Raw genomic sequence first — 21,744 nt, 5'->3', positions numbered from 1 at the left:
TGCTCTTCCGATCTCTTCCTTGCGCCTGGCGCAAGGAAGGGGACCTTCATGTACTTCAGGGTGTGAAGGTCGAGTTTCCTCGGCTGAGCCGAGGGAAGGGGGCCTTCGCGCGCGGCCGCTGTGCCTGCTGTGGTCGCTGGTGTACCTGGGACGAGAGCGCTTACCTTGACCGTAGTGAAGGCCTCCTTCACTACCTTCAGGGTAGGCAAGGAGGCCTTCACGGACACATGATCAGCCGCAGTCAAACCCAGTCAGTAGGTACCTAAGACACTCTTGGCCCTAACCCGAATCGCCACTCACGACCACCTGTACCGAAGGGCCGCCCGCTCAGGGCATCAGCGGCAGTTTCCCGACCAGCTTGTCGATCCGGTTGCGCGGGCCGACGATGCCGATGGCGCAGAAGTCCATCTCCTCGGTCGGGATCTCCTTCATCGTCGCGAGGAAATCGGTGTAGACGCGGATCTGCTGGGCGACGGCGGGCATGTCGGCGACGTGGCAGCCCGGCGAGGCCGCGGCCTTGGTCCGGATGGCCCGGAGCTGCGCGGCGTCGGCCGCCAGCACCGAGCAGCCGGTCCACGGCAGGCCCGAGTAGTGCTCGCCGTTCGCGTCGACCGCTTCGTCCCCCAGCAGTCCGGTCACCGACTTCGCCGTGGCGACGGCGGTGCAGACGGCCGCGTTCGCCGCCCGGCCCGGCGGCAGCTCGCTGTTGACCACGATGACCCACTTCAACCGGGCCGACCGGGTGGACGCGGTCAGGTCGATTTCGTCGGGGGTGAATCCGATGGCCGTACCGTGCTCGGACATTCAGCTGATCTCCTGCTCACTTCAACGGATGAACAAGGTCAAGCTAAGGAGGACGTACGAGTACAGTCCACCGTGTTCGTACTTAATACGGCGAGAGGCGCGAGATGGCGCGACTGGACGAACTTGATAAGGCGATCCTGGCGCAATTGCAGTCGGACGCACGGAAGACCAACCGCGAAGTGGCCGCCGCGGTGGGCGTTTCGCCGACCACCGCGCTGGACCGCACCCGCGGGCTGCGGGAACGCGGCGTGATCCGCGGCGCGCTGCTGGACGTGGATCTGCCGTCGATCGGCCGCGGGGTGCAGGCGCTCATCGCGGTGCGCGTGCGCCCGCCCTCGCGGCGCAACATAGAAGGCTTCCGGAACTGGGTCAACGCGCTGCCCGACCTCGTCGGGCTCTACGTGACCACCGGGACCGAGGACTTCATCCTGCATGTCGCGGTGCCCGACAACGACAGCCTCTACGCCTTCGTGATCGACAAGCTGACCGAACGCCCCGAGGTGGCCGACGTGCGCACCTCCATGGTGTTCGAGCACAGCCGCCGCACCAGGATCACGCCGGTGGACCGGTGAGCCTCAGAGTTCGCGGATGACGCGGGCCGGGTTGCCCGCCGCGAACACCTTCGACGGCAGGTCACGCGTGACGACACTGCCCGCGCCCACCACCACGTCGTCCCCGATGGTCACTCCGGCACAGACGATGACGCCACCGCCGAACCAGACGTTGTCCCCGATGGTGATCGGCGCGGCCGACTCCCAGCGCTGCCGCCGCAGTTCGTGGTCCTCCATGGGATGCAGCGCCGTCAAAAGCTGGCAACGCGGGCCGATCGAGCAGTCAGAACCGATCTTGATCGGCGCGCAGTCGAGCAGGATGGCGTCGTAGTTGAGGAAACTGTTGGCGCCGATCTCGATCAGATAGCCGTAGTCGCACTGGAACCGCGGCATGATCCAGGAGCCCTCGCCGAGCTTTCCCAGCAGTTCGCGCAGAATCGTGTCCCGCTCACCGGTCTCCTCGGCGCCCGTGCCGTTGAACCGGTCGACGAGTGCTTGCGCGCGCCTGCGGTCCGCGACCAGTTCGGGGTCGTTGTCCCGGTACAGCTCGCCGCGCAGCATGCGGTCCTTTTGCTCACCCATGCCGCCAACCTACCGAAAAGCGTCCTGCCGGCGAGCCTCCCGAGGGAAGCCACCGACAGGACGGGTGAATGCTTGCGGAGCGTTCTTCAGTTGTGTCGATCGGTTTCCGGGTAGGGCCGGCCCGGCGGATGGGTGAGGTGTAGGGGGGACCCGCCGGGCCGGAGTATCTTCCTTTCTCTTCGCAGGTTCCTGCTTCCGCTTCAGGGCGTCATTCGCGGCACTGACGGCCTTCGTTGACGCAGTCGACGAGACGGTCCATGATCCGGTCCGGCATCACGTTCGCGAAATCGTCGTGATCGGAGAAGGGGTTGTGGTCCTCTTCGGGGAACGCGTCCACTTTGTACTGTCCGGCGAGCTGGATCCCCCGCGGGATCTGGTAGGTCAGCGAGATGGTGAGCTCCGGGACTGCGGTGAGACCGTTCGCGCATTCGCCGTTCTCGTCGGGATACTTGATGTGATCCCGGTGATTTTCGCTGTCGATGTTGTCGCCGTCGAGACAGCTCGGGAACGTGTGCACCCGCTTGACGTCACTGCCCTCGGGGCAGATCGGGTACTGCTTGATGAGCCTGTTCTCGAAGCCGGTGCAGGTCCAGCTGTCCCGCGCGTTGGCGGGACCGTTCGTGGAGACCTTCGCGTCACCGTAAAGGATCCGGAGGAACTTCGGCATCTCCTTCACCTTCTCCCTGGCGTTGCCCTTGAAGGTGATGTCGACGACCGCGGGGCGCTGGATCTCGCCGTCGTTGCCGGCGAGTTCGTTGTCCGCGTTCGGCTCGTCCGACTGCACCTGCTCCTGGTCGTTCCGGTCCCGGCGATTCCGTTCGCCGTCGCGGCCCTGCTGTCGTCCGGCTTCTTCCTCGGTATCGATCCGCACCACCGGCCAGAAGTACGTCGACTCGTCGCCGTTGCGACAGGTGGTGCCGGCGCCCAGCAGGCTGTCGTTGTCCGAGTTCGCGTTCGTGGAAAGGTTTCCGACGTAATCGTGCAGATGCTGGGCACCATTGCGGACACCCGGCTGCGCGATGAAGTTGTCGGGATTGAAATGCCCGTTCTCGTTCCGGCCGCAGTCGACGGTGAACGAGCCGGTGGAGGCGTTCCGGCCCGGCTCCGGCTTGTCGACGTTCGGCCTGACCTCGGTGATGTCGACGAACTGCGACTTGTCCACCTCGTCCGCGGCGGCGCGTTCGGGGTCGCCGGTCGTGGTGGACACCACCAGACCGCCGACCGCGATCGACAAGCCCAGCAACGCGGTCGCGATCTTGGTCCTGCGGGCGATCCGATGGCGCCCTTGATTTCGTGCCATTAGCTGCTCACCTCATTCTTTTCCGGGCACGCCGATCACTCGAACCCGGGCATGAGCCACGCATTTGTCGAATACGCCGATTACCGCATTCGTGGCGAACCCTTCTGTTCGCCCGCCGATTCAGATCCGGCTACTGGGGAATACGGCGCCCGCCGAGGATCGGTTCAAAACGCGATCCGGCCGTTATCTTTCCGTTATAAGACTACCGGCGCACGATGGCGAGCACGGTGCCATCCCGCTTGTGAACCTCGAAGCGTTCGATGTCGGCCTTCCGCAGCGCCGTCGAACCGCCGATGACGAGGGGAGCAGGGGAACCGGGGACACCGTACCCCTTGGCCGGCACGCTCCAGTTGTTGACGGCGTAGGCCTCTCCGCCGCGGGAGTAGGCGACAAGCTGGCAGGTCATCGGGCCGACGAGGCCGCGCAGTTCGAGTTCGACGGCGCTGCCCCACTCCTTCTCCTGCACCGTGACCTCGGCGGCGACCGCGTTGCCCGCCTCGGACCAGCCGAACGGGGCGGCGCCGCCGTCCGGACCCGTCTCACGTTCCCGCGACGACGACGGAGGCGGCGGCACCACCGACGTGACGACGGTGGGCGCGGCCTGGGTCACGACCGGTTCACGGTCGGTGAGCGAAAGGACGGCGAGCGGTCCGCCGACGACGAGCACGAGTACGGCGGCGGCCGTGGCGAGCCGGATGACCTTACGGCGACGGCCCGCCTTGGCCGCGTCCGCGAGCAGCATCCGCAGCACCCGCGGGCCCGGACCCTTCACAGGCGGATCCGGCCAGCTCTTCTTGACCATGTCGAGAATGTCGGGCAGGTGGTACATCTCCACCAGCTCGACCTGACACTCGGGACACTCCAGCAGATGCGCTTCGAACCTGGCGTGATCCTCCTCGCCCAGGACGCCGAGCACGTAGGCGGCGATGTCCGTGTGGACAGCTCCGGACACCTCGCTCACCCCCGCTCCTGCAGCGCCCTGCGCAACGCGCGCACAGCGTGGTGGATCCGCGATTTCACCGTACCCGGCGGAACCCCGAGCGTCGCCGCGACCTCGTTCACGGTGCGGTCACGAAGATAGGTCTGCTGAACGGCCTCGCGTTGTTCCGGGGAAAGATTGCGCAGGGCCTCGTAAACGATCATGGCCGCGAGCGTCTTCTCCGATTCGTCCGGCACTCCGATCGAATCCGACTCCAGTTCCTCCACCTCTTGAGGGCGGGCGCTCCGGCTCCGCCAGCCGTCGATGACGATGCGCCTGGCCACGGTGAACAGCCAGGCGCGCAGCATTTCCGGCTGCCGGTCGAGTTTGCCGGCGTTGCGCCACGCCTTGATGAGCGTCTCCTGGACCACGTCCTCGGCCCACTGGCGATCGTGGCCGGTCAGCTTCAGCACGAACGCCATCAGGCTGGATCCGAACTCCTGGTACAACGCCCTGATGAGGTCGTCATGCCCGTTCGACGCGGGTTCATGATCGACGATTGGCTGCAGTATCCGAGAGTGGCGTCCCACGCGGCACATCTTTGTGGGCTCAGGGGCGATAAGTCCAGCACCAAAACCGTTCCGGCCAGGTTCTCCGAGCGTGGGAAAGTTTTTTGAACCGTTTCCCGCTCGTGACCGTATCCCCTACCGAAGACCCCGACCCGGCGCTGTCCCCCGCATCGCCGAATCCACTGTGGATCATGACTGTCCACAGTGGACTTAAACCTGCCTGCAAGCCATCTCCCCGCGGTGATGGCGTTCTCCTCTGGCCCCGACAGGAGGATTTCCGTGAACCCCGTGTCACGCTCGGTCATACCTCTGACTCTCACCTTGGCCGCGGTCGCGCTGGCCTCGGCCTGTACCACCGGTACCGCGGGACCGAACGGCTCTCCCGGCGCGGCCTCGACCGCCGGTACCGGGCAGATCCCGGGAATGCCCGACCCCGCGGCCGAACCCGCCCCCGGTGTCACGGCGGCGATCCTGTTCGACCTCGGGCCGATCGTCACCGACACCAACGGTTTCACGCTTTACCGCTACGACAAGGACACGGTGAATCCGCCCAAGTCGAATTGCACCGAAACCTGTTCTCGGACCTGGATTCCCGCCAAGACCGGCGGCGACCTCGAGGTCACCGGGATCGATCGCGCTCTGGTCGGCAGCGTGACCAGGGAAGACGGCACCGAGCAGATCACGCTCGGCGGCTGGCCGCTCTACCGCAACGCCAACGACGCGATGCCCGGCAACACCGGCGGGCAAGGTGTCGACGACGCATGGTTCCCCGCCAAGCCGGACGGCACGAAAGTGCTGCTCACCGCGGACACCTGGCAGGCCGATGACCTCGGCATCTGACCTCCCCAGACCCGTCCGCCCGCTGCTCGTCCTGCTGATCACGGCCGTGGTGAGCCTGTTCGGCCCGGTCGGCGACGCGCACGCACAGGACCTGTCCGCGGCGGACAAGAACCTGATCGTCAACGTCAAACTGGCCGGGCTGTGGGAAATGCCCGCCGGGATGTGGGCGCAGGAACGCGGGAAGAGCAAGCGGACCCGCGAAGTCGGCCGGACGTTGATGATCGACCACGGCAGGCTCGACACCGCGACGCACGCCATCGCCGACCGGTTCGGCATCGCCCTGCCGTCCGAGCCGTCGGATCAGCAGTCCGCGTGGCTCGGCGAGATGAAGGCCGCCCGCGACGACAGCGAGTTCGACCGTATCTTCGCCAATCGGCTCCGGTACGCGCACGGTGTGCTGTTCCCCGTCATCGCGCAGGTCAGGGCCGGTACCCGCAACGACGTCGTCCGTGACTACGCCACCACGGCCAACCAGGCGGTGCTGCGGCATATGACCCTGCTGGAGAGCACCGGCGTCGTCGACCAGTCGCTGATGCCGGAAGCCCCGGTGCCGCAGTCGAATTCGGCCAACGCCGCGATGGACGTCGGCTTCGGCGACCTCGCGCTCGGCCTGCTGCTCGCGGTGGTGCTCGGCGGCGGACTGTTCTTCGCCGTCCGGACCCTGCGCGGCAAGAACACCCGGACCCGCGACCGCGCGGCCACCACCGAACCCGATCCGGTTCCCAGTGCCCCAGGAGAGATCAATGTATGACCAGTGGTCCGAGGTGGTGATCGTGCTGACCCAGAAATCGGACACCGACCCCGGCATCAAAGGCATGGCGCAGACCTCCGCCCGGATCTCGTACGGCTTCATGTGCCTCACCCTGTGCTGGGGCGTGCTCACCGCGACCGGCTGGATCAAGTCGCTGACCGGGCGGAAGGCACTGCGCAACTCGCATATGGTGCTCGGCATCCTGACGTTGTCGTTCGGCGTCGTGCACGCGATGTCGTTCCTGTTCCTGCCCGACGGATTCACCCTGGCGCAAGTCACGATCCCGCTCCTGCCGGGCACCCTCGCGCGGCACGAACTCGGCGTCATCGGGCTCGAGGTCATGCTCGCCGTCGCGCTCACCGGCGGCATCAGCCGCTTCAGTTCCTACCGGCGCTTTCTGTGGATCCACCGGCTCGCCTATCCGGCGGTCGCGATCACCACGCTGCACGCGTTCTTCGGGGCCATGGCCAACGGGCATCTGGGCCTGCTGTGGTTCGGCGGGATCACGCTGCTGGTCCCCGCGGTGCTGCTGACCGCGCTGCGGTTCACGCCGGCCCGGTACCTGGAACGGCTGGGCCTGGTCGAAGAACTGGTCTGACGACTTGGAGAACGAACAATGATCTTCGGAAGCATCCGGCGCGGCACTCGCGTCAGCGTCGACAACGAGCGGTGCGAGATCTTCGGCTTCTGCGAGATGGAGGCGCCGTCCACGTTCAAGATCGGACCGGACGGCAAGCTCCGCATCCGCCGGATGGTCGACCGGGACGGGCTGGACCAGGCCATCTCCGCCGCCCGGCTCTGCCCGAAACAAGCCATCAGAGTCAAGGGAGAAGGAGCGTACGACGATGAGTGACGGAGATCGGATCGTCATCGTCGGGGCGGGCGTCGCCGGCCTCCGCTCGGCGGAACGGTTGCGGGAACTCGGTTTCGACGGCGAGATCGTGCTGGTCGGCGACGAGCCGCGGAAACCGTACCACCGGCCGATGGTGTCGAAGGAGCTCATCACCGGCGGAGTGAAACCGGTGGCCGCGAGCCTGGAGCCCTACGTCGACCTGGACGTCCACTGGCGGCTCGGCACCCGCGCGACCTGGCTCGACAGCAAGGAACGCACCGTCCACCTGCCGGGTGGTGAATCCCTGTGGTACGACGGGTTGATCATCGCGACCGGCGTCTACCCCCGGCATCTTCCCGGCTCGCCGCGCCACGACCCCCGGGTCCGCGTGCTGCGGACCGTGGAGGATTCACTGGCCGTCCGGCGGGCCTTGGGGAACAGCAACAAGTCCGTCGTGGTGATCGGCAGCGGCCTGATCGGGAACGAGTTCGCCGCGTCGATGCGGTACATGGGCCGGGACGTCACGCTCATCGGCCACGCGAAGGCGCCTTTGCACCGCTTCGGGGAGCGGATCGCGTCGGCGCTCACCAAGGAACATCAGCACCATCGCGCCAAGCTGGCGATGAACACCGAGGTGCGGAACTGGATCAGCACCAAGGAGACGGTCGGGCTGCACCTGACCAACAACCAGTTCCTGGTGGCCAGCTGCGTGGTGCTCTCGATCGGCAGCGTGCCCGCCGTGGACTGGCTGCGCGGCTCGGAGCTGACCATCGACGACGGTGTGCTGTGCGAATCGACCCTCTTCGCCGTCGGGGCGGAAGACGTCGTGGTCGCCGGCGACGTCGCGAAATGGCCGAACCTGCGGATCGACGAGACCCCTCGACGGGTCGAGCACTGGATGAACGGCGTCGAATCCGGGCGCGCGGCGGCGGAAAGCCTGATGCTGGGCCGGGACAACGCGCGGCCGTACACGCCACTCCCCCGCGCCTGGTCGTCCCTGTACGACGCGCGGTTGCAGACCGCCGGGATGCCGTCGCTGGGCAAGGACACGATCGAACTCTCCGACGGGGTCACCGGTTTCGTCCGCGACGGCAGGCTGATCGGCGCGGCGGGCTGGGACCGGCCGAAGGCGATGATCCACTGGACCGCCGAACTCGACCGGCGGCTGCCGGTGCCCGAGCCGGTGTTCCCCGCCCCCGCCGCTCCTTCGTTCGCGGCGACGCCGATCGGGGAGGACATCCTGGCGCCGTTCGAGCGGGACTTCCTGTCCGAGACCCCGACCGAGGCCGTTCCCGCACCGGAAAGGATGCCCTGGGCTCGCGTTCCCGCCGGGTGACCCGGGATCGCGAACGGACCGGGGCCGCGCGCGGCGGCCGCGGTCCCCTCGGGTGGCGGTGGGCAGCCACGCCTCCGCACCCACCGCCACCCCCTGGGGACGCCGGGAGGTAACCGGGACCGACGGTGATTCGGGCTCCACCGGGTACCGCCCTCCAGGCTCCCCGCTTCCGGTCGGGGCCCTTCCAGGCTTGACTCACCTGGAAGGGCCCCGATCCATGGCCTGAGCCATGGGGGCTTTCCGCCGCAAGTGTTGTGCCAGGTGGTCGGTCCGTGAAGGCCTCCTTGCCTACCCTGAAGGTAGGGAAGGAGGCCTTCACGCGCAGCCGCCGTGAAAGCGTCCTTCAGCTCACGGTGCCTTCACCACCACGGTGTCCTCCGGCCCGACGACACGCCCATCCGCAGCCCGGATCTCCAGCTCCCGCAACGGAAGCCCGCCGTCGCGGTCCACCAGTTCCGAACGCGGCTCCCCCTTGCCGAAGAAGTGCGCCTCCCCCCATTGCCGCAGAGCGACGATCACCGGGAACAGGTCCCGCCCCTTCGGCGTCAGGACGTACTCGCTGTACGTGCTCCCGTCCGAAGCCGGGACCAGGTCGAGCACGCCGTGTCCCACGAGCGCCCGCAGCCGCGCGGACAGGATGTTCTTCGCGACGCCGAGGCTGCGCTGGAACTCCCCGAAGCGGCGGACGCCGTCGAAGGCGTCGCGCACGATCAGGAGTGACCACCAGTCGCCGATCGTGTCGACCGAGCGGGCCACCGGGCACGGGGCTTCGTCGAACGTCGTCCGCTTCACCATGGTTGCATCTTACAACCGTAGTGGTCTACCGTCCCAGTGGTAGCAATTTGAAACCATCTGGAGGGTTCGTGCACCGCGGTGTCGTCCTGTTGTTCGCCGTGGCCGCCGGGACGGCCGTCGCCACGATCTACTTCGCGCAGCCATTGCTCGTCACGATGGGCGCCGACCTCGGCATCGCCGCGTCGACCGTCGGCGGCATCGTCACGCTCACCCAGCTCGGTTACGGACTCGGCCTGTTCCTGCTGGTCCCGCTCGGTGACTTGCTCGACCGGCGGCGGCTCGTCACCGGCCAGCTGGCCCTGCTCGCGATCGCCGAACTCGTCGCCGCGACCGCCGCGAACGGTGTGGTGCTGTTCGCCGGCATGGCGGCGATCGGTGTGCTCGCGGTCGTCACGCAACTCCTGGTCGCGTTCGCCGCGTCGCTGGCGGAGCCTGCCGAACGCGGGCGTGTGGTCGGCCTCGTGACGACCGGCGTCGTCCTCGGGATCCTGCTCGCGCGCACGGTGTCCGGCACGCTGGCCGACCTCGCCGGCTGGCGCGCGGTGTACGTCGTGTCCGCGGCCGTGACCGTGCTGATCGCGACCGTGTTGTATCGCGTCCTTCCCGCCACACCTGGGGGAAAGGCCATGAACTACGGGCGGCTGCTGCGTTCGACGTGGTCGCTTTTCGTCGAGGAGCCCGTCTTCCGGACGCGCGGCACGCTCGCACTGCTGATCTTCGCCGCCTTCGGCACCTTGTGGAGTTCGGTCGCCCTGCCGCTCAGTGAAGACGGCTTGTCGCATACCGCTATCGGCGCGTTCGGGCTCGCCGGGGCCGCGGGCGCGCTGGCGGCGGCTCCCGCGGGGCGGCTCGCCGATCGCGGCCGCGCGCGCTTGACGACCGGCCTGGCGCTGGGCCTGCTCGTCCTTTCTTGGATACCGCTGGGTTTCACCCGCTCCTCGTTGTGGGCGCTGGCGGCGGGCGCGATCCTGCTCGACCTCGCCGTCCAGGCCGTGCACGTCACGAGCCAGACCCTGATCTACCCGCTCCGGCCGGACGCCGGGAGCAGGCTGATCGGCGGGTACATGATCTTCTACTCGGTCGGCAGCGGCCTGGGCGCCATCGGCTCGACCGCCGTCTACGCCGTCGCGGGCTGGAGCGGCGTCTGCCTGCTGGGCGCGGCGTTCAGCGCATCGGCGCTCGGCGTGTGGAGTGTCAAAGCCGCTCGATGATCGTGACGTTCGCCGTTCCGCCACCCTCGCACATCGTCTGCAATCCGTAGCGCCCACCTCGCCGCTCGAGTTCGTGCAGCAGCGTCGCGAACAGCTTCGTGCCGGTCGCTCCGATGGGGTGGCCGAGCGCGATCCCGCCGCCGTTCACGTTGACGCGGTCCGGATCCGCGCCCGTCTCCTCGATCCACGCCAGGACGACACTCGCGAACGCTTCGTTGACCTCGAACAGGTCGATGTCGTCGATGCTCAGCCCGGTCTTCCGCAGCGCGTGCGCGGTCGCCGGGATGGGCCCGGTCAGCATCCACACCGGATCGGCCGCCCGCACGGAAAGGTGGTGGATCCTGGCGCGCGGGGTGAGACCGTGTTCCTCGACGAACTTCTCCGACGCGATGAGCGTCGCGCTGGCGCCGTCCGAGATCTGGCTGGCCACGGCCGCGGTGATGCGCGAACCCTCGCTCAGCGGTTTCAGCCCCGCCATCCGCGCCAAGCTGGTGTCGCGCCTGGGCCCCTCGTCCAGGGCGGCACCGGCGAACGGTGCGGTCTCGGCGGCGAACCGGCCTTCGTCGATGGCCGCGATCGCCCGCTGATGACTGCGGAAGGCGAACTCCTCCATCGCCTCACGGGTCAGGTCCCAGTGTTCGGCGATCATGTCGGCACTGCGGAACTGCGAGACCTCGACGCTGCCGTACCGCTCCTGCCAGCCCTTCGAGCCGGAGAACGGGTCTTCGAAGCCGTACTCGCGTCCGGCCAGCATCGCCGCGCTGATCGGGATGGCGCTCATGTTCTGCACGCCGCCGGCGAGGACGAGATCCATCGTCCCGGACAGCACCGCCTGTGCGGCGAAGTGCACGGCCTGCTGGCTCGAACCGCACTGCCGGTCGATCGTCACACCCGGCACGTGGTGCCCGAAACCCGCCGCGAGCCACGCCGTACGCGCGATGTTCCCGGACTGCGGCCCGAGTGTGTCACAACAGCCGAGGACGACGTCGTCGACCAGGTCGGCCTCGACGCCCGCGCGTTCGACGACGGCCTGGATGACGTGGGCGCCGAGGTCGGCGGGATGGACGCCGCTGAGGGCTCCCCCGCGTTTGCCGACGGGGGTCCGGACCGCGTCCAGGACATAAGCTTCAGCCACGCCGCCTCCTCTTGGTCGCGATTCCGTCCAGCAGGATCCCGAGGTACTGCTGCGCGACGTCGTCCGCGCTCAGCGTGCCGCCGGGGTTGTACCAGCGCACCGCCACCCAGACGGTGTCGCGGATGAACCGATAGGTCAGTTCGACGTCGAGGTCCTCGCGGAACACGCCCGCCGCGATGCCGTCGGTGAGGATCCCGTTCCACAGCTTGCGGAATTCGGTGTTGCGGTCGTTGAGGTAGCCGAACCGCGGCAACTGCATCAGATGCTTCGCCTCGGACTGGTAGATCGCCACCTCGGCGGGCCGCCGGTGAATGGATTCGAACGACGCCACGACGACGGCTTCGAGTGTTTCCCTCGGGCCCTTCCCTTCCGCGACGATCTCGGCGTAGGCGCCGAAGAGTTCGTCGAGGAATCCGGTCAGGATCTCGTCGGCCATCGACTCCTTCGAGTCGAAATGGTGGTACAGGCTGCCGGACAGGATGCCCGCCGCGTCCGCGATGTCCCGCACGGTGGTGGAGACGTAACCCCGCTCGGCGAACAGCTTCGCCGCCAGGGCGAGCAGTTCGGCGCGGCGGGACCCTGGACTGGCTTTCATCGGTACCTCATCGTGTGGTGGTGAACCCGCGACCGCGATCGACGTCGGCAGGGCGCTAGATGGTAAGTCATGTCACGTCGAGCCGAGAAGGCGCCCTGCCGGCGCGATCGCGGGTTCACACGTGTGGTCACTTTCCCGAGTTTCACCTCTGCTCCGCCAACAGGTCTCACGCATGCTGGGAACTCACGGACACGACCTCGCCGGTGAGGTACGACGAGTACTCACTGGCGAGGAACACCATCACATTCGCCACTTCCCAGGGTTCCGCCGCCCTCCCCGAGACCTCGCGCGCGGTGAGTTCGGTGAGCAGTTCCTCGCTGGTCACCTTGGCCAGGAACGGATGCATCGCCAGGCTCGGCGCGACGGCGTTGACCCGGATGCCGTGTTCGGCGACGTCGACGGCCGAACACCGGGTGAGCGCCATGACCCCCGCCTTCGCGGCCGCGTAGTGGGCCTGCCCGGCCTGCGCGCGCCACCCGATCACCGACGCGTTGTTGACGATCGCCCCGCCGCCGCCTTGGGCGATGAACCGGTTCACCGCGGCCCTCGTCGCGCGGAACGTGCCGTTGAGGGTCACGTCGATGACCCGCGCCCATTCCTCGTCGGTCATGTCCACAATGGACCTTGTGCCGCCGAGCCCGGCATTGTTGACGAGCACGTCGATCCGGCCGTGGTGCGCGGCGGCTCCGTCGATGAGCGCTTGCACTTGATCCTCTTGTGTGACGTCACAGGGGATCGCGTGGACGTCGCCCAGCTCGGCCGCCTTTTCACCGAGGCGCCGCTCGTGCCAGTCACTGATCACGACGCGGGCGCCTTCCTCCAGCGCGCGTTTCGCCACCGCGGAACCGATCCCGGTGCCTGCCGCCGCCGTCACCACGACCACCTTGTCCCGCAGGAGGTTCGCCCCCTCTGGGTATTTCGGCACCGGGATCACGGTCGCACCTCCCTTGGCAGGCCGAGCACACGCTCGGCGATGACATTGCGCTGGATTTCGTTGGAGCCGCCGTAGATGGTGTCGGCGCGAGTGAAGAGGAAGAGCCGTTGCCAGGCGTCGAGACCGTCTTCCGCGAGCACGCCCCGCGCGCCGCGGACGAGCATCGCCAGCTCCCCCAGGTCGCGATGCCAGTTCGCCCAGACCAGTTTGGACACTTCGGCCGCACCGGGCGACGAGTCGCCGAGGGTGCGGATCGCCTGCGCCCGCATGACCTCCAGGCCGACCCAGGCGCGGTCGATCCGTTCGGCGATCACCGGATCGTCCGGCGCGATCTTGGTGAGTTCCTCGAGTTCCCGGCGGAAACCGACCTGTTGCCCGAGCGTCGCGACACCGCGCTCGAACGCGAGCGTGCCCATGGCCACCCGCCAGCCGTCGCCGGGTTCGCCGACGACGAGATCCTTCGCCGTGCGGGCACCGTCGAAGAAGACTTCGTTGAACTCCGAGGTCCCGGTGAGCTGCCGGATCGGCCGGACCTCGACTCCGGGCTGCCGCATCGGGACGAGCAAATAGGACAGTCCTTTGTGGCGTTTCGAACCGGGTTCGGTGCGGGCCAGCACGAAACACCAGTCGGCCACCTGCGCGAGCGACGTCCACACCTTCTGGCCGTTCAGCACCCACTCGTCGCCTTCGAGGGTCGCCGTGGTCGACACGGCGGCGAGGTCGGATCCGGCGCCGGGTTCGGAATAGCCCTGGCACCACAGTTCCTCGACGGCCACGATCGGCGGCAGGAAACGCTTTTGCTGCTCCGGCGTGCCGAAAACGATCAGGGTCGGGCCGAGGAGTTCCTGCGCCAGGTGACTGACTCGCGCCGGCGCACCCGCTCGCGCGTACTCCTCGTGGAAGACGACCTGCTGTTCGAGGGTCGCGCCCTGACCGCCGTGTTCGACCGGCCAGCCGACGCAGGTCCAGCCCGCCGCGGCGAGCCGCCGCTCCCATTCCACGCGTTCGTCGAAGGCCTCGTGCTCCCGGCCGGGACCGCCCAAACCGCGCAGTTCCGCCGGCAGGTTGTCCGCCAGCCAGGTGCGCACACGGTCACGGAAACCGCCTTGGGCCACGCCTGCCTCCTCTAGCCAAACCAGAGCCTGCTGCGTAGGCTACCCTACCAAGCACTTGCTAGGGAGACTTCGATGACTGAAGGAACCATCCCGGCGGCGCTCGACAGGGCCGCGGAGCACTTCGCCGCGCGAGAAGCGCTGGTCGACGGCGAAGTCCGGCTCACCTATGCCGAGCTCGCCCGGCGGGTGCGCCAGGCGGCGCGGTTCTTCGAGGGCCACGAACGGGTCGCGATCTGCTCCCCCAACACCTGGCACTGGGTCGTCGCCGGGCTCGGCGCGCTGTACGCCGGAGCGACGCTGATCCCGGTCAACACCCGCTTCACCGCCCGCGAGACCATCGACGTCCTCGCACGCGCGAAGGTCTCCGCACTGGCGATCACCGGCACGTTCCTCGGCACGGACCGGCTGGCGGATCTCGGTTCCGCTCGCCCGGGCACCGTGGTGCGCATCCCCGTCGAAGGTGCCGAAGAACCCGTCGACGGCATCACGGAATGGGACACCCTCGCCGGTCTCGACGGCGATTTCGTCAGTCCCGCGCAACCGGGCGACGTCAGCGACATCCTGTTCACCTCCGGGACCACCGGCCGCAGCAAGGGCGCGATGAGCAGTCACCGGCAGGCGCTGAGCGTCGCCGAGGCCTGGGGCGAGTGCGGTGGCCTGACCGAGGAAGACCGGTACCTCGTGATCAACCCGTTCTTCCACAGCTTCGGGTACAAGGCGGGGATCCTCGCGGCCGTCCTGCGTGGCGCGACCCTGTTGCCGCAGCGCACCTTCGACGTCCGGGAAACCTTGCGCCTCATCGAAAGCGAGCGGATCACCGTGCTCCCCGGCGCGCCGACGATCTACCAAGTGCTGCTGGACACGCCGGAACGCGCGAACCACGATCTCTCCAGTCTCCGGCTCGCCGTCACCGGCGCCGCCACCGTGCCGGTCACGCTCGTCGAGCGGATGCGGACGGATCTGGACTTCGACACCGTGCTCACCGCGTACGGCCTCACCGAAGCCGTGGTGGCCACGATGTCCCGCCCCGAGGACGACGCCGAACTGGTCGCGAACTTCTCGGGCCGTGCGACGGCGGGCTTCGAGGTGAAACTCGGCGAACACGACGAAGTCCTGCTCCGCGGCCCCAACGTCATGCTCGGCTATCTCGACGATCCGCACGCCACCGCGAAGGCCGTCGACGCCGACGGCTGGTTGCACACCGGCGATGTCGGCGTGCTGAACGAACGCGGGTATCTGAAGATCGTCGACCGGATCAAGGACATGTACGTCTGCGGCGGGTTCAACGTCTACCCGGCGGAGGTCGAGCAGGTGCTGACCCGCTTGGCCGGTGTCGCCGAAGCCGCCGTCGTCGGCGTGCCGGACGATCGGCTCGGCGAGGTCGGCAAGGCCTTCATCCGGCTCGTCCCCGGAGCCGTACTGTCCACTGAGGACGTTCTGACCCATTGCGAAGGCCGGTTGGCCAATTACAAGACTCCTCGATTTGTCGACTTCGTGGCGGAGCTTCCGCGAAACCTGTCGGGGAAGGTACTGAAACGCGTGTTGCGGGAGGAGAACGGATGACCGTCGAGTACGAGCGGCGCGGGCCGGTGGCCGTCGTCACGATGAACCGGCCGGAGTACCGGAACGCGCAGAACTCGGCGATGACCTACGCGCTCGACGCCGCGTTCACCCGCGCCGTCGACGATCCCGAGGTCAAGGTGATCGTGCTGGCCGGCGCCGGGAAGCATTTCTCCGCCGGGCACGACATCGGGACGCCGGAGCGCGACGTGGACATCTCCTTCGAGCGCAAGGCGGTCCTGTGGTGGGACCATGTCGGCGCTGAGGGCGGCGATCAGCGGTTCGCCCGCGAGTCCGAGGTCTACCTCGGCATGTGCCGAAGGTGGCGCGAGATCCCGAAGCCGACCATCGCGAGCGTGCAGGGCGCGTGCATCGCGGGGGCACTGATGCTGGCGTGGGTCTGCGACATGATCGTCGCCTCCGACGACGCGTTCTTCGCCGATCCAGTGGTGCGCATGGGGATTCCCGGTGTCGAGTACTTCGCGCACCCCTGGGTCCTCGGTCCGCGCGCGGCCAAGGAAGTGTTGTTCACCGGTGAGCGCTTCACGGCGCGGCAGGCCAAGGAATGGGGCATGCTGAACCGCGTCGTCCCGCGCGCCGACCTCGAAACCGAGACGATGGCGCTGGCGGAGAAGGTCGCGGTGATGCCGCGGATGGGGCTCGCGCTCGCCAAGAAGGCCGTGAACCAGGCCGAGGACTTGATGGGTCTTCGGTCCGGAATGGACTCGGTGTTCGGGCTGCACCACTTCGCGCACGCGCACAACGCCGAGGTTTCCGGCGGTGACTCGCTGGGCGGGCAGGACGCGCGCTCGATGCGTGACGCGAACAGGACCTCCTGATGGATCTCGATCTCGACGAGCGCACGCTCGCCTTCCGTGACGAAGCCCGCGCCTGGCTCGCCGCGAACGTTCCCGCCGAGCCGCTGAAGTCGTTCGACACCGCCGAAGGATTCGCGCAGCACCGCGAGTGGGAATGCCGGTTGGCCGACGCCCGCTGGTCCGTCGTCTCGTGGCCGCGCGAGTTCGGCGGGCGGGACGCGAGCCTGCTGGAGTGGGTGCTGTTCGAGGAGGAGTACTACGCCGCGGGAGCACCGTTGCGGGTCAACCAGAACGGCATCTTCATGCTGGCGCCGACGCTGTTCTCCCATGGCACGGAAGAGCAGCAGCGCCGCATCCTGCCGAAGATGGCGCGCTCCGAGGAAGTCTGGGCGCAGGCGTGGTCGGAACCCGAGGCGGGCAGCGACATCGCCGCCCTGCGGAGCACCGCGACCCGCTGCGACGGCGGCTGGCGGGTCAGCGGGCAGAAGACGTGGAGTTCGCGGGCGACGTTCGCCGACCGCGCGTTCGGCCTGTTCCGTAGCGACCCGGACTCGGTGCGGCACAAGGGACTCATCTATCTGATGGTGGATCTGCGAGCCGAGGGCGTCACCGTCCGACCGATCCCCCAGCTGGACGGCGAACCGGGGTTCGCCGAGATCTTCTTCGACGACGTCTTCGTCCCCGACCAGGACGTGATCGGCGCGCCGGGCGAGGGCTGGCGGGTCGCGATGACGACCGCGAACAACGAACGCGGCCTGTCCTTGCGCAGTCCCGGCCGGTTCCTCGCCGCGGCCGACCGGCTGGTCTCGCTCTGGCACGACGCCGGACGTCCGGCGCACACCGCGGACCGGGTCGCCGACGCGTGGATCGGCGCGCGGGCCTATCAGCTGTACACGTTGGGCACGGTCACCCGGCTGTCGGACGGTGCCGAGCTCGGCCCGGAATCGAGTGTCAACAAGCTGTTCTGGTCGCACCTCGACGTCGCCCTGCACGAAACCGCGCTCGACATCCTCGGCCCGGACGCCGAACTGCGGGGCGCCTGGAGCGACGGCTGGCTGTTCTCCCTGGCGGGGCCGATCTACGGCGGGACCGACCAGATCCAGCGGTCCATCGTCGCCGAACGGCTGCTCGGCCTGCCGAAGGGGGCTCGATGAGGTTCGCGCTCTCCGGCGAGCAGGAGCAGTTCTCCCGCAGCCTGCACGATCTTCTGTCCGGTGTGGACACGGATTCGGCAAATCGGTCCTGGGCCGCTGGTGATCACGGCCCCGGCCTCAAGATCTGGCGGCGGCTGGCGGAACTCGGCGTGACCGCGCTGGCGGTCCCCGAGAAGTACGACGGTTTCGGCGCCACGCCGGTGGATCTGGCCGTCGGCTTCGAACGCCTCGGCTATCACTGCGTTCCCGGGCCGTGGACCGACACCGTGGCCGTCCTGCCGTCCCTGCTCGACGACGAACTGCTGACGTCGGTCGCGTCCGGCGAGACGCTGGCGTCGGTGGCTTTCGCGCCGCATGTGCCGTACGCCTTGGATTCCGACGTCGCGGACGCGCGGTTGGCCGTCGAGAAAGGCAGGCTGCGCGCGTTCACTCCCGGCGCTCTTTTGTCCTCTGTGGATGGTTCGCGCCGGTTGTTCCAGCCTGTGGCCGGGGACGATCTCGGCACGGCGCTCGACGCGGAGCACGCGTTCGAACTGGGCTGTCTCGCCACCGCGGCGCAACTCCTCGGCACGGGACGGTGGCTGCTCGACACGTCTGTCGCGTATGCCGCACAACGCAAGCAGTACGGCCGTGAGATCGGCGGCTACCAGGCGGTCAAACACCTGCTCGCGGATGTCGCGACCGGGCTCGCGCTGGCCGAACCGCTGCTGTTCGGCGCGGCCGTAACGCTGGACCGGCGCGACGTCTCCGCGGCCAAGGTGGCGTGCGGTGACGCCGCGCACCTCGCCGCCCGGACCGGGCTGCAGGTGCACGGTGCGATCGGCTACACCGCCGAACACGCGCTCGGCCTGCGGCTGACCAGGGTCCGCGCGCTGGTCGGCGCCTGGGGCACGCCGAGGTTCCACCGGGAGCGGGTGCTGTCATGACGTTCACCGCCGAGCAGGACGCGCTGCGCGACAGCGTGCGGAAACTGCTGGACCGGGAAGCGGATCCCTGGCCCGAGCTGTGCGAGCAGATCGGTGTGGCGGCGTTGGCCGTTCCCGAGCGGTTCGGCGGGCTCGGCGCCGGGACGACGGAACTGCAGGTGGTCGCCGAAGAACTGGGCAGGGTCCTCGCCGACGTCCCGTTCCTCGGCTCGGCCGTGCTCGCCGTGCACGCCGTCCTGGCCGCGAGCAATGACGAGGCCTGCGACCGTCTGCTCCCCCGCCTCGCCGAAGGTGTCGTCGGCGCGGTGGCCTGGACCGATGCCGAAGGTCGCTGGGATGCTCCCGCCTGCCGCGTCGCCGACTCCGCGGTGGAGGGTGAGGCGCACTACGTCCTCCACGGAGACGAGGCCGAGATCCTCCTGGTCGTGGCTGACGGCTCGCTGTACGAAGTCACCGATGCGCGGCGAGAGCGGACTGCGGCGATGGACGAAACCCGGCGGCTGGCCAGGGTTCGTTTCGACAGCGCCCCCGCCCGGCTGATCGGCCCCGTCGACCTCGGCGCGCTGCGGGACGTCGCGTGCGCCGTCCTGGCCGCCGAACAGGCCGGGGCCGCGGCGCGGGCGTTCGAGCTGACGGTGGAGTACAGCAAGCAGCGGCACCAGTTCGGCAGGCCGATCGGTGGATTCCAGGCGTTGAAGCACCGGATGGCGGATCTCCACGTCCTGGTGGAGACCGCGCGTTCCGCGGCTTACGCGGCTCCGGAGTCGAGCAGGCTGGCCGCGGCGGCGAAGGTGCATTGTTCGGAGGCGCTGGCGACGGTGGCGGGTGAAATGATCCAGCTGCACGGCGGGATCGCGATCACCTGGGAGCATCCGGCGCACCGCTATTTCAAGCGGGCGCATGGCGCGGCGCACCTGTTCGGCTCGCCTGCGGACCACCTCGCGCGAGTGCGGCCGCCGTTATCGTGAGCCGGTGGAGTGCGCGATCTGTGCCAAGCACCGTGGCGACGGCCCGCTGGTCGGGCCGGTGGTCTGGGCCGGGGACGCGGTCGTCGTGTCGCACCGGCCCGGCGGCTTCCCCGGGTATCTGTTCGTCGAAACCCGGCGGCACGTGGCGGCGCTGGACGAGCTGACCTCGGACGAGGTCTGGGCGGTTTCGCGAGCGGCCTGGTGCGCGGCCAGGGGCCTGCGCGCGGAACTGGCTCCGGAGCACGTGTTCTCCGCCATCGCCGGGCGGAGTGTCGCGCATTTCCACCAGCACGTTTTCGTACGGCATCAGGGAACGCCCGAAGAGATCGGGTGGATGGACGGCCCTTCGTGGACGGGCGCGCCGGTCATCGACATCGCCAGGCTCTGCCGCCGCCTGGCGGGCTACTTCTGATCCAGGAACCGGGTGATGGCACGGACGCGATCACCGTCGAGGGTGAGGACCATCAGTCCGGCCGGTGTCTCACCGTGACGACAGGCGAAGGCGGGCTGGTTGTTGGCCCGTGCCGGGGTCATGGTGAAACCCTCCACGGGAATGGCCATGGTGACGCGGAGGAAGCCCGCGATCGCTTCGAGACCGTGGTACTCGTGAGGCGCCGGCGGCATGGCGAGCCAGGCGTCGTCGGTGAGCAGGCTCAGGACGCCGTCGAGGTCGCCCGCGGTGAACGCGTCGGCGAATCGCCTGGTCAGCGCGCGTTCGTCGGGTGACGGCCGGTGCCCGGCGCTCTCGCGATGCTTGTCGAGGGAGGCGCGGGCGCGCTGAAGGATGCCTTTGACCGCCGTCTCGGTGGTGCCGAGCATGCTCGCGACCTCACCGGCGGGGAAGCACAGGACGTCACGCAGGACGAGAGCGGCGGCTTGTCTCGGCGGGAGGAGCTGGAGTCCGGTGATGAAGGCGAGCTCTATCGCCTCCTTGGTGCTGTAGCGCGCTTCGGGGCCGGGCTCACTGTCGGCGAGTTCGTCCGGGTACGCCTGTAACCAGGTCACCTCGCCGCGGCGGCTCGGCTCCGGCGGGTCGAACGGCGGCACCGGCTCGGGCGGGCGACGGCGGCCCGCGTCCCTCAGAGCGTTGAGGCAGCGGTTGGTGGCGATGCGGTACAGCCACGTGCGAAGCGATGAGCGCCCCTCGAAGCCGTCGATGCCCTTCCAAGCGGCGAGGAGCGTCTCCTGGACGGCGTCCTCGGCGTCGGTGAGGGAGCCGAGGATCCGGTAACAGTGCAGGTGGAGCTCGTGCCGATAGGTGTCGGTGAGCTCGCGAAAGTCCTGGTCTCCCATCGCCCTCATGAGCCGATCGTGTCACTTTCGCGGTGCACCGTTCCGTTCGGGGCGGGGGTGGTGTCTGACGGGGTGAAGACCGACGAAAGGAACCATCATGACCAGTCCCGCCTTGGATGTCGCGCTCTCCTACCACCGCGCGTGGACGGGCAAGGACTTCGAGAAGGCGATGACCTACGTCGCCGACGACATCGCCTGCCACACGCCCGGCGGGCCCCTTTCCGGCGCGGAGGCGTTTCGCGGGTTCATGGGCCCGTTCACCGAGATCCTGACCGGCTCGACCCTGCTTTCGGCGTTCGGGGACGAGACGACCGCGTTGCTGATGTACGACACGGCGACCCTGCCGGTGGCGAGCGCGCCCGGGGCCGAGCTGCTGACGGTGCGGGAGGGGAAGATCGTGGAGTTGCGGATCGTGTTCGACCGGGCTCCGTTCGATGCGGCGAGGGAGGCTGCCGCGGGGTCGTAGGGCTAAGCGGCCAGGACATGCGGGCGAGGGCGGGCTTCCGCGGTGCGGAACGCCGCCCGCAGCTCGTCCGGCGCGGAACACCGATCGCTTCGAGCTCGGCCGCGCGGACCACCTCCGGGTGATCCGGAGCGGTGAGCAGGGGGTGTGACGCCCAAGTTCCTCTTCGCACCCGCCCACCATGCGTGAGGCCACCGACAAGATCAGCCGTCACGCTGCACGAAAGGTCCTGCCACGCGCGAAAAATCTCGTTCATGAAGGAATCGGGACGTTGAGTGTCCCAATTCCTTCAT

At 68.4% G+C, this 21,744-nt stretch carries 25 protein-coding genes; 14 read left to right on the top strand and 11 right to left on the bottom strand.

Going from position 1 to position 21,744, the window contains the following annotated elements; genetic code table 11:
• Positions 1 to 327: 327 nt before the first annotated feature.
• The gene (locus LCL61_RS01390; RefSeq protein ID WP_340685156.1) at positions 328 to 804 is read right to left on the bottom strand and encodes a DUF2000 domain-containing protein; all 477 of its coding nucleotides are present in this window, start codon (positions 802 to 804) and stop codon (positions 328 to 330) included.
• 104 nt (positions 805 to 908) lie between these two features.
• Between LCL61_RS01390 and LCL61_RS01385 the strand changes: the two genes are divergently transcribed.
• Positions 909 to 1,376: an Lrp/AsnC family transcriptional regulator gene (locus tag LCL61_RS01385; protein ID WP_199745424.1), complete on the top strand. Its 468-nt coding sequence runs from the start codon at positions 909 to 911 to the stop codon at positions 1,374 to 1,376.
• 3 nt (positions 1,377 to 1,379) lie between these two features.
• Here LCL61_RS01385 and LCL61_RS01380 read toward each other — a convergent pair whose 3' ends face one another.
• From LCL61_RS01380 to LCL61_RS01365, 4 genes are all read right to left on the bottom strand, one after another.
• On the bottom strand, positions 1,380 to 1,937 hold the full coding sequence (locus tag LCL61_RS01380; RefSeq protein ID WP_240597827.1) for a sugar O-acetyltransferase: 558 nt from the start codon (positions 1,935 to 1,937) through the stop codon (positions 1,380 to 1,382).
• 208 nt (positions 1,938 to 2,145) lie between these two features.
• Entirely contained in the window at positions 2,146 to 3,237 is a 1,092-nt protein-coding gene (locus LCL61_RS01375; protein WP_340685155.1) for a DUF1996 domain-containing protein, read from the bottom strand.
• A 202-nt stretch (positions 3,238 to 3,439) separates the two neighbouring features.
• Positions 3,440 to 4,198 (bottom strand): zf-HC2 domain-containing protein, encoded by a 759-nt coding sequence (locus LCL61_RS01370; RefSeq protein ID WP_340685154.1) that lies wholly within the window; start codon positions 4,196 to 4,198, stop codon positions 3,440 to 3,442.
• Positions 4,195 to 4,746 (bottom strand): sigma-70 family RNA polymerase sigma factor, encoded by a 552-nt coding sequence (locus LCL61_RS01365; protein ID WP_034317190.1) that lies wholly within the window; start codon positions 4,744 to 4,746, stop codon positions 4,195 to 4,197. The genes LCL61_RS01370 and LCL61_RS01365 overlap by 4 nt, the downstream gene beginning before the upstream one ends.
• A 258-nt stretch (positions 4,747 to 5,004) precedes the next feature.
• Between LCL61_RS01365 and LCL61_RS01360 the strand changes: the two genes are divergently transcribed.
• The 5 genes from LCL61_RS01360 to LCL61_RS01340 are packed head-to-tail and all read left to right on the top strand — an operon-like array spanning position 5,005 to position 8,484.
• Positions 5,005 to 5,565 carry a hypothetical protein gene (locus tag LCL61_RS01360; RefSeq protein WP_340685153.1) on the top strand — a complete coding sequence of 187 codons (561 nt, stop codon included), beginning with the start codon at positions 5,005 to 5,007 and terminating at the stop codon, positions 5,563 to 5,565.
• Positions 5,549 to 6,316, top strand: a complete 768-nt coding sequence (locus LCL61_RS01355) for a DUF4142 domain-containing protein (RefSeq protein ID WP_340685152.1) — start codon at positions 5,549 to 5,551, stop codon at positions 6,314 to 6,316. Before LCL61_RS01360 ends, LCL61_RS01355 begins: the two co-directional genes overlap by 17 nt.
• Positions 6,309 to 6,914: a ferric reductase-like transmembrane domain-containing protein gene (locus tag LCL61_RS01350; protein ID WP_340685151.1), complete on the top strand. Its 606-nt coding sequence runs from the start codon at positions 6,309 to 6,311 to the stop codon at positions 6,912 to 6,914. The genes LCL61_RS01355 and LCL61_RS01350 overlap by 8 nt, the downstream gene beginning before the upstream one ends.
• A gap of 18 nt (positions 6,915 to 6,932) precedes the next feature.
• Positions 6,933 to 7,169: a ferredoxin gene (locus LCL61_RS01345; protein WP_007033644.1), complete on the top strand. Its 237-nt coding sequence runs from the start codon at positions 6,933 to 6,935 to the stop codon at positions 7,167 to 7,169.
• Positions 7,162 to 8,484 (top strand): NAD(P)/FAD-dependent oxidoreductase, encoded by a 1,323-nt coding sequence (locus LCL61_RS01340; protein WP_340685150.1) that lies wholly within the window; start codon positions 7,162 to 7,164, stop codon positions 8,482 to 8,484. The genes LCL61_RS01345 and LCL61_RS01340 overlap by 8 nt, the downstream gene beginning before the upstream one ends.
• Positions 8,485 to 8,832: 348 nt before the next feature.
• Here LCL61_RS01340 and LCL61_RS01335 read toward each other — a convergent pair whose 3' ends face one another.
• Positions 8,833 to 9,279 carry a helix-turn-helix domain-containing protein gene (locus LCL61_RS01335; protein WP_340685149.1) on the bottom strand — a complete coding sequence of 149 codons (447 nt, stop codon included), beginning with the start codon at positions 9,277 to 9,279 and terminating at the stop codon, positions 8,833 to 8,835.
• A gap of 68 nt (positions 9,280 to 9,347) precedes the next feature.
• Here LCL61_RS01335 and LCL61_RS01330 point away from each other — a divergent pair, with 68 nt between their 5' ends.
• Positions 9,348 to 10,490, top strand: a complete 1,143-nt coding sequence (locus LCL61_RS01330) for an MFS transporter (RefSeq protein ID WP_340685148.1) — start codon at positions 9,348 to 9,350, stop codon at positions 10,488 to 10,490.
• On the opposite strand, the gene LCL61_RS01325 is transcribed toward LCL61_RS01330, so the two are convergent.
• The 4 genes from LCL61_RS01325 to LCL61_RS01310 form a co-directional block, all read right to left on the bottom strand.
• Positions 10,474 to 11,625, bottom strand: coding sequence for an acetyl-CoA C-acetyltransferase (locus LCL61_RS01325; RefSeq protein ID WP_340685147.1), 1,152 nt, complete (start codon positions 11,623 to 11,625; stop codon positions 10,474 to 10,476). The genes LCL61_RS01330 and LCL61_RS01325 overlap by 17 nt on opposite strands.
• The gene (locus LCL61_RS01320; RefSeq protein ID WP_016332873.1) at positions 11,618 to 12,220 is read right to left on the bottom strand and encodes a TetR/AcrR family transcriptional regulator; all 603 of its coding nucleotides are present in this window, start codon (positions 12,218 to 12,220) and stop codon (positions 11,618 to 11,620) included. The genes LCL61_RS01325 and LCL61_RS01320 overlap by 8 nt, the downstream gene beginning before the upstream one ends.
• Positions 12,221 to 12,386: 166 nt before the next feature.
• The gene (locus LCL61_RS01315) at positions 12,387 to 13,154 is read right to left on the bottom strand and encodes an SDR family oxidoreductase (protein ID WP_340685146.1); all 768 of its coding nucleotides are present in this window, start codon (positions 13,152 to 13,154) and stop codon (positions 12,387 to 12,389) included.
• Positions 13,151 to 14,269 carry an acyl-CoA dehydrogenase family protein gene (locus tag LCL61_RS01310; RefSeq protein ID WP_340685145.1) on the bottom strand — a complete coding sequence of 373 codons (1,119 nt, stop codon included), beginning with the start codon at positions 14,267 to 14,269 and terminating at the stop codon, positions 13,151 to 13,153. The genes LCL61_RS01315 and LCL61_RS01310 overlap by 4 nt, the downstream gene beginning before the upstream one ends.
• A 72-nt stretch (positions 14,270 to 14,341) precedes the next feature.
• On the opposite strand from LCL61_RS01310, the gene LCL61_RS01305 reads away from it, so the two are divergent.
• From LCL61_RS01305 to LCL61_RS01280, 6 genes are read left to right on the top strand one after another with little or no spacing between them, the layout of a single operon-like run.
• The gene (locus LCL61_RS01305) at positions 14,342 to 15,832 is read left to right on the top strand and encodes a FadD3 family acyl-CoA ligase (RefSeq protein ID WP_340685144.1); all 1,491 of its coding nucleotides are present in this window, start codon (positions 14,342 to 14,344) and stop codon (positions 15,830 to 15,832) included.
• A complete protein-coding gene (locus LCL61_RS01300) occupies positions 15,829 to 16,668 on the top strand; it encodes an enoyl-CoA hydratase (protein WP_340685143.1) in 840 nt (279 codons plus the stop codon). Before LCL61_RS01305 ends, LCL61_RS01300 begins: the two co-directional genes overlap by 4 nt.
• On the top strand, positions 16,668 to 17,801 hold the full coding sequence (locus LCL61_RS01295; RefSeq protein WP_340685142.1) for an acyl-CoA dehydrogenase family protein: 1,134 nt from the start codon (positions 16,668 to 16,670) through the stop codon (positions 17,799 to 17,801). Before LCL61_RS01300 ends, LCL61_RS01295 begins: the two co-directional genes overlap by 1 nt.
• The gene (locus tag LCL61_RS01290) at positions 17,798 to 18,727 is read left to right on the top strand and encodes an acyl-CoA dehydrogenase family protein (protein WP_340685141.1); all 930 of its coding nucleotides are present in this window, start codon (positions 17,798 to 17,800) and stop codon (positions 18,725 to 18,727) included. The genes LCL61_RS01295 and LCL61_RS01290 overlap by 4 nt, the downstream gene beginning before the upstream one ends.
• Positions 18,724 to 19,695: an acyl-CoA dehydrogenase family protein gene (locus LCL61_RS01285; RefSeq protein ID WP_340685140.1), complete on the top strand. Its 972-nt coding sequence runs from the start codon at positions 18,724 to 18,726 to the stop codon at positions 19,693 to 19,695. The genes LCL61_RS01290 and LCL61_RS01285 overlap by 4 nt, the downstream gene beginning before the upstream one ends.
• Before the next feature lie 4 nt (positions 19,696 to 19,699).
• Positions 19,700 to 20,107, top strand: coding sequence for an HIT family protein (locus tag LCL61_RS01280; RefSeq protein WP_340685139.1), 408 nt, complete (start codon positions 19,700 to 19,702; stop codon positions 20,105 to 20,107).
• Here LCL61_RS01280 and LCL61_RS01275 read toward each other — a convergent pair.
• On the bottom strand, positions 20,098 to 20,997 hold the full coding sequence (locus LCL61_RS01275) for an RNA polymerase subunit sigma-70 (RefSeq protein ID WP_340685138.1): 900 nt from the start codon (positions 20,995 to 20,997) through the stop codon (positions 20,098 to 20,100). The genes LCL61_RS01280 and LCL61_RS01275 overlap by 10 nt on opposite strands.
• An 88-nt stretch (positions 20,998 to 21,085) precedes the next feature.
• On the opposite strand from LCL61_RS01275, the gene LCL61_RS01270 reads away from it, so the two are divergent.
• Positions 21,086 to 21,454, top strand: a complete 369-nt coding sequence (locus LCL61_RS01270; protein WP_340685137.1) for a nuclear transport factor 2 family protein — start codon at positions 21,086 to 21,088, stop codon at positions 21,452 to 21,454.
• Positions 21,455 to 21,744: the final 290 nt, after the last annotated feature.

Origin of the sequence: Amycolatopsis coloradensis (genome assembly GCF_037997115.1) — a bacterium.
GTDB lineage: Bacteria > Actinomycetota > Actinomycetes > Mycobacteriales > Pseudonocardiaceae > Amycolatopsis > Amycolatopsis coloradensis_A.
Note: the sequence above shows the minus strand (reverse complement) of the source record. Positions and strands in the feature narration are given on the sequence as shown.

What these genes read in the sequence shown, in the direction of transcription:
- LCL61_RS01390 (WP_340685156.1), bottom strand. Translation starts at nt 804, where the DNA reads ATGTCCGAGCACGGTACGGCCATCGGATTCACCCCCGACGAAATCGAC.
- LCL61_RS01385 (WP_199745424.1), top strand. Translation starts at nt 909, where the DNA reads ATGGCGCGACTGGACGAACTTGATAAGGCGATCCTGGCGCAATTGCAG.
- LCL61_RS01380 (WP_240597827.1), bottom strand. Translation starts at nt 1,937, where the DNA reads ATGGGTGAGCAAAAGGACCGCATGCTGCGCGGCGAGCTGTACCGGGAC.
- LCL61_RS01375 (WP_340685155.1), bottom strand. Translation starts at nt 3,237, where the DNA reads ATGGCACGAAATCAAGGGCGCCATCGGATCGCCCGCAGGACCAAGATC.
- LCL61_RS01355 (WP_340685152.1), top strand. Translation starts at nt 5,549, where the DNA reads ATGACCTCGGCATCTGACCTCCCCAGACCCGTCCGCCCGCTGCTCGTC.
- LCL61_RS01350 (WP_340685151.1), top strand. Translation starts at nt 6,309, where the DNA reads ATGTATGACCAGTGGTCCGAGGTGGTGATCGTGCTGACCCAGAAATCG.
- LCL61_RS01345 (WP_007033644.1), top strand. Translation starts at nt 6,933, where the DNA reads ATGATCTTCGGAAGCATCCGGCGCGGCACTCGCGTCAGCGTCGACAAC.
- LCL61_RS01340 (WP_340685150.1), top strand. Translation starts at nt 7,162, where the DNA reads ATGAGTGACGGAGATCGGATCGTCATCGTCGGGGCGGGCGTCGCCGGC.
- LCL61_RS01335 (WP_340685149.1), bottom strand. Translation starts at nt 9,279, where the DNA reads ATGGTGAAGCGGACGACGTTCGACGAAGCCCCGTGCCCGGTGGCCCGC.
- LCL61_RS01320 (WP_016332873.1), bottom strand. Translation starts at nt 12,220, where the DNA reads ATGAAAGCCAGTCCAGGGTCCCGCCGCGCCGAACTGCTCGCCCTGGCG.
- LCL61_RS01305 (WP_340685144.1), top strand. Translation starts at nt 14,342, where the DNA reads ATGACTGAAGGAACCATCCCGGCGGCGCTCGACAGGGCCGCGGAGCAC.
- LCL61_RS01300 (WP_340685143.1), top strand. Translation starts at nt 15,829, where the DNA reads ATGACCGTCGAGTACGAGCGGCGCGGGCCGGTGGCCGTCGTCACGATG.
- LCL61_RS01295 (WP_340685142.1), top strand. Translation starts at nt 16,668, where the DNA reads ATGGATCTCGATCTCGACGAGCGCACGCTCGCCTTCCGTGACGAAGCC.
- LCL61_RS01290 (WP_340685141.1), top strand. Translation starts at nt 17,798, where the DNA reads ATGAGGTTCGCGCTCTCCGGCGAGCAGGAGCAGTTCTCCCGCAGCCTG.
- LCL61_RS01285 (WP_340685140.1), top strand. Translation starts at nt 18,724, where the DNA reads ATGACGTTCACCGCCGAGCAGGACGCGCTGCGCGACAGCGTGCGGAAA.
- LCL61_RS01275 (WP_340685138.1), bottom strand. Translation starts at nt 20,997, where the DNA reads ATGAGGGCGATGGGAGACCAGGACTTTCGCGAGCTCACCGACACCTAT.
- LCL61_RS01270 (WP_340685137.1), top strand. Translation starts at nt 21,086, where the DNA reads ATGACCAGTCCCGCCTTGGATGTCGCGCTCTCCTACCACCGCGCGTGG.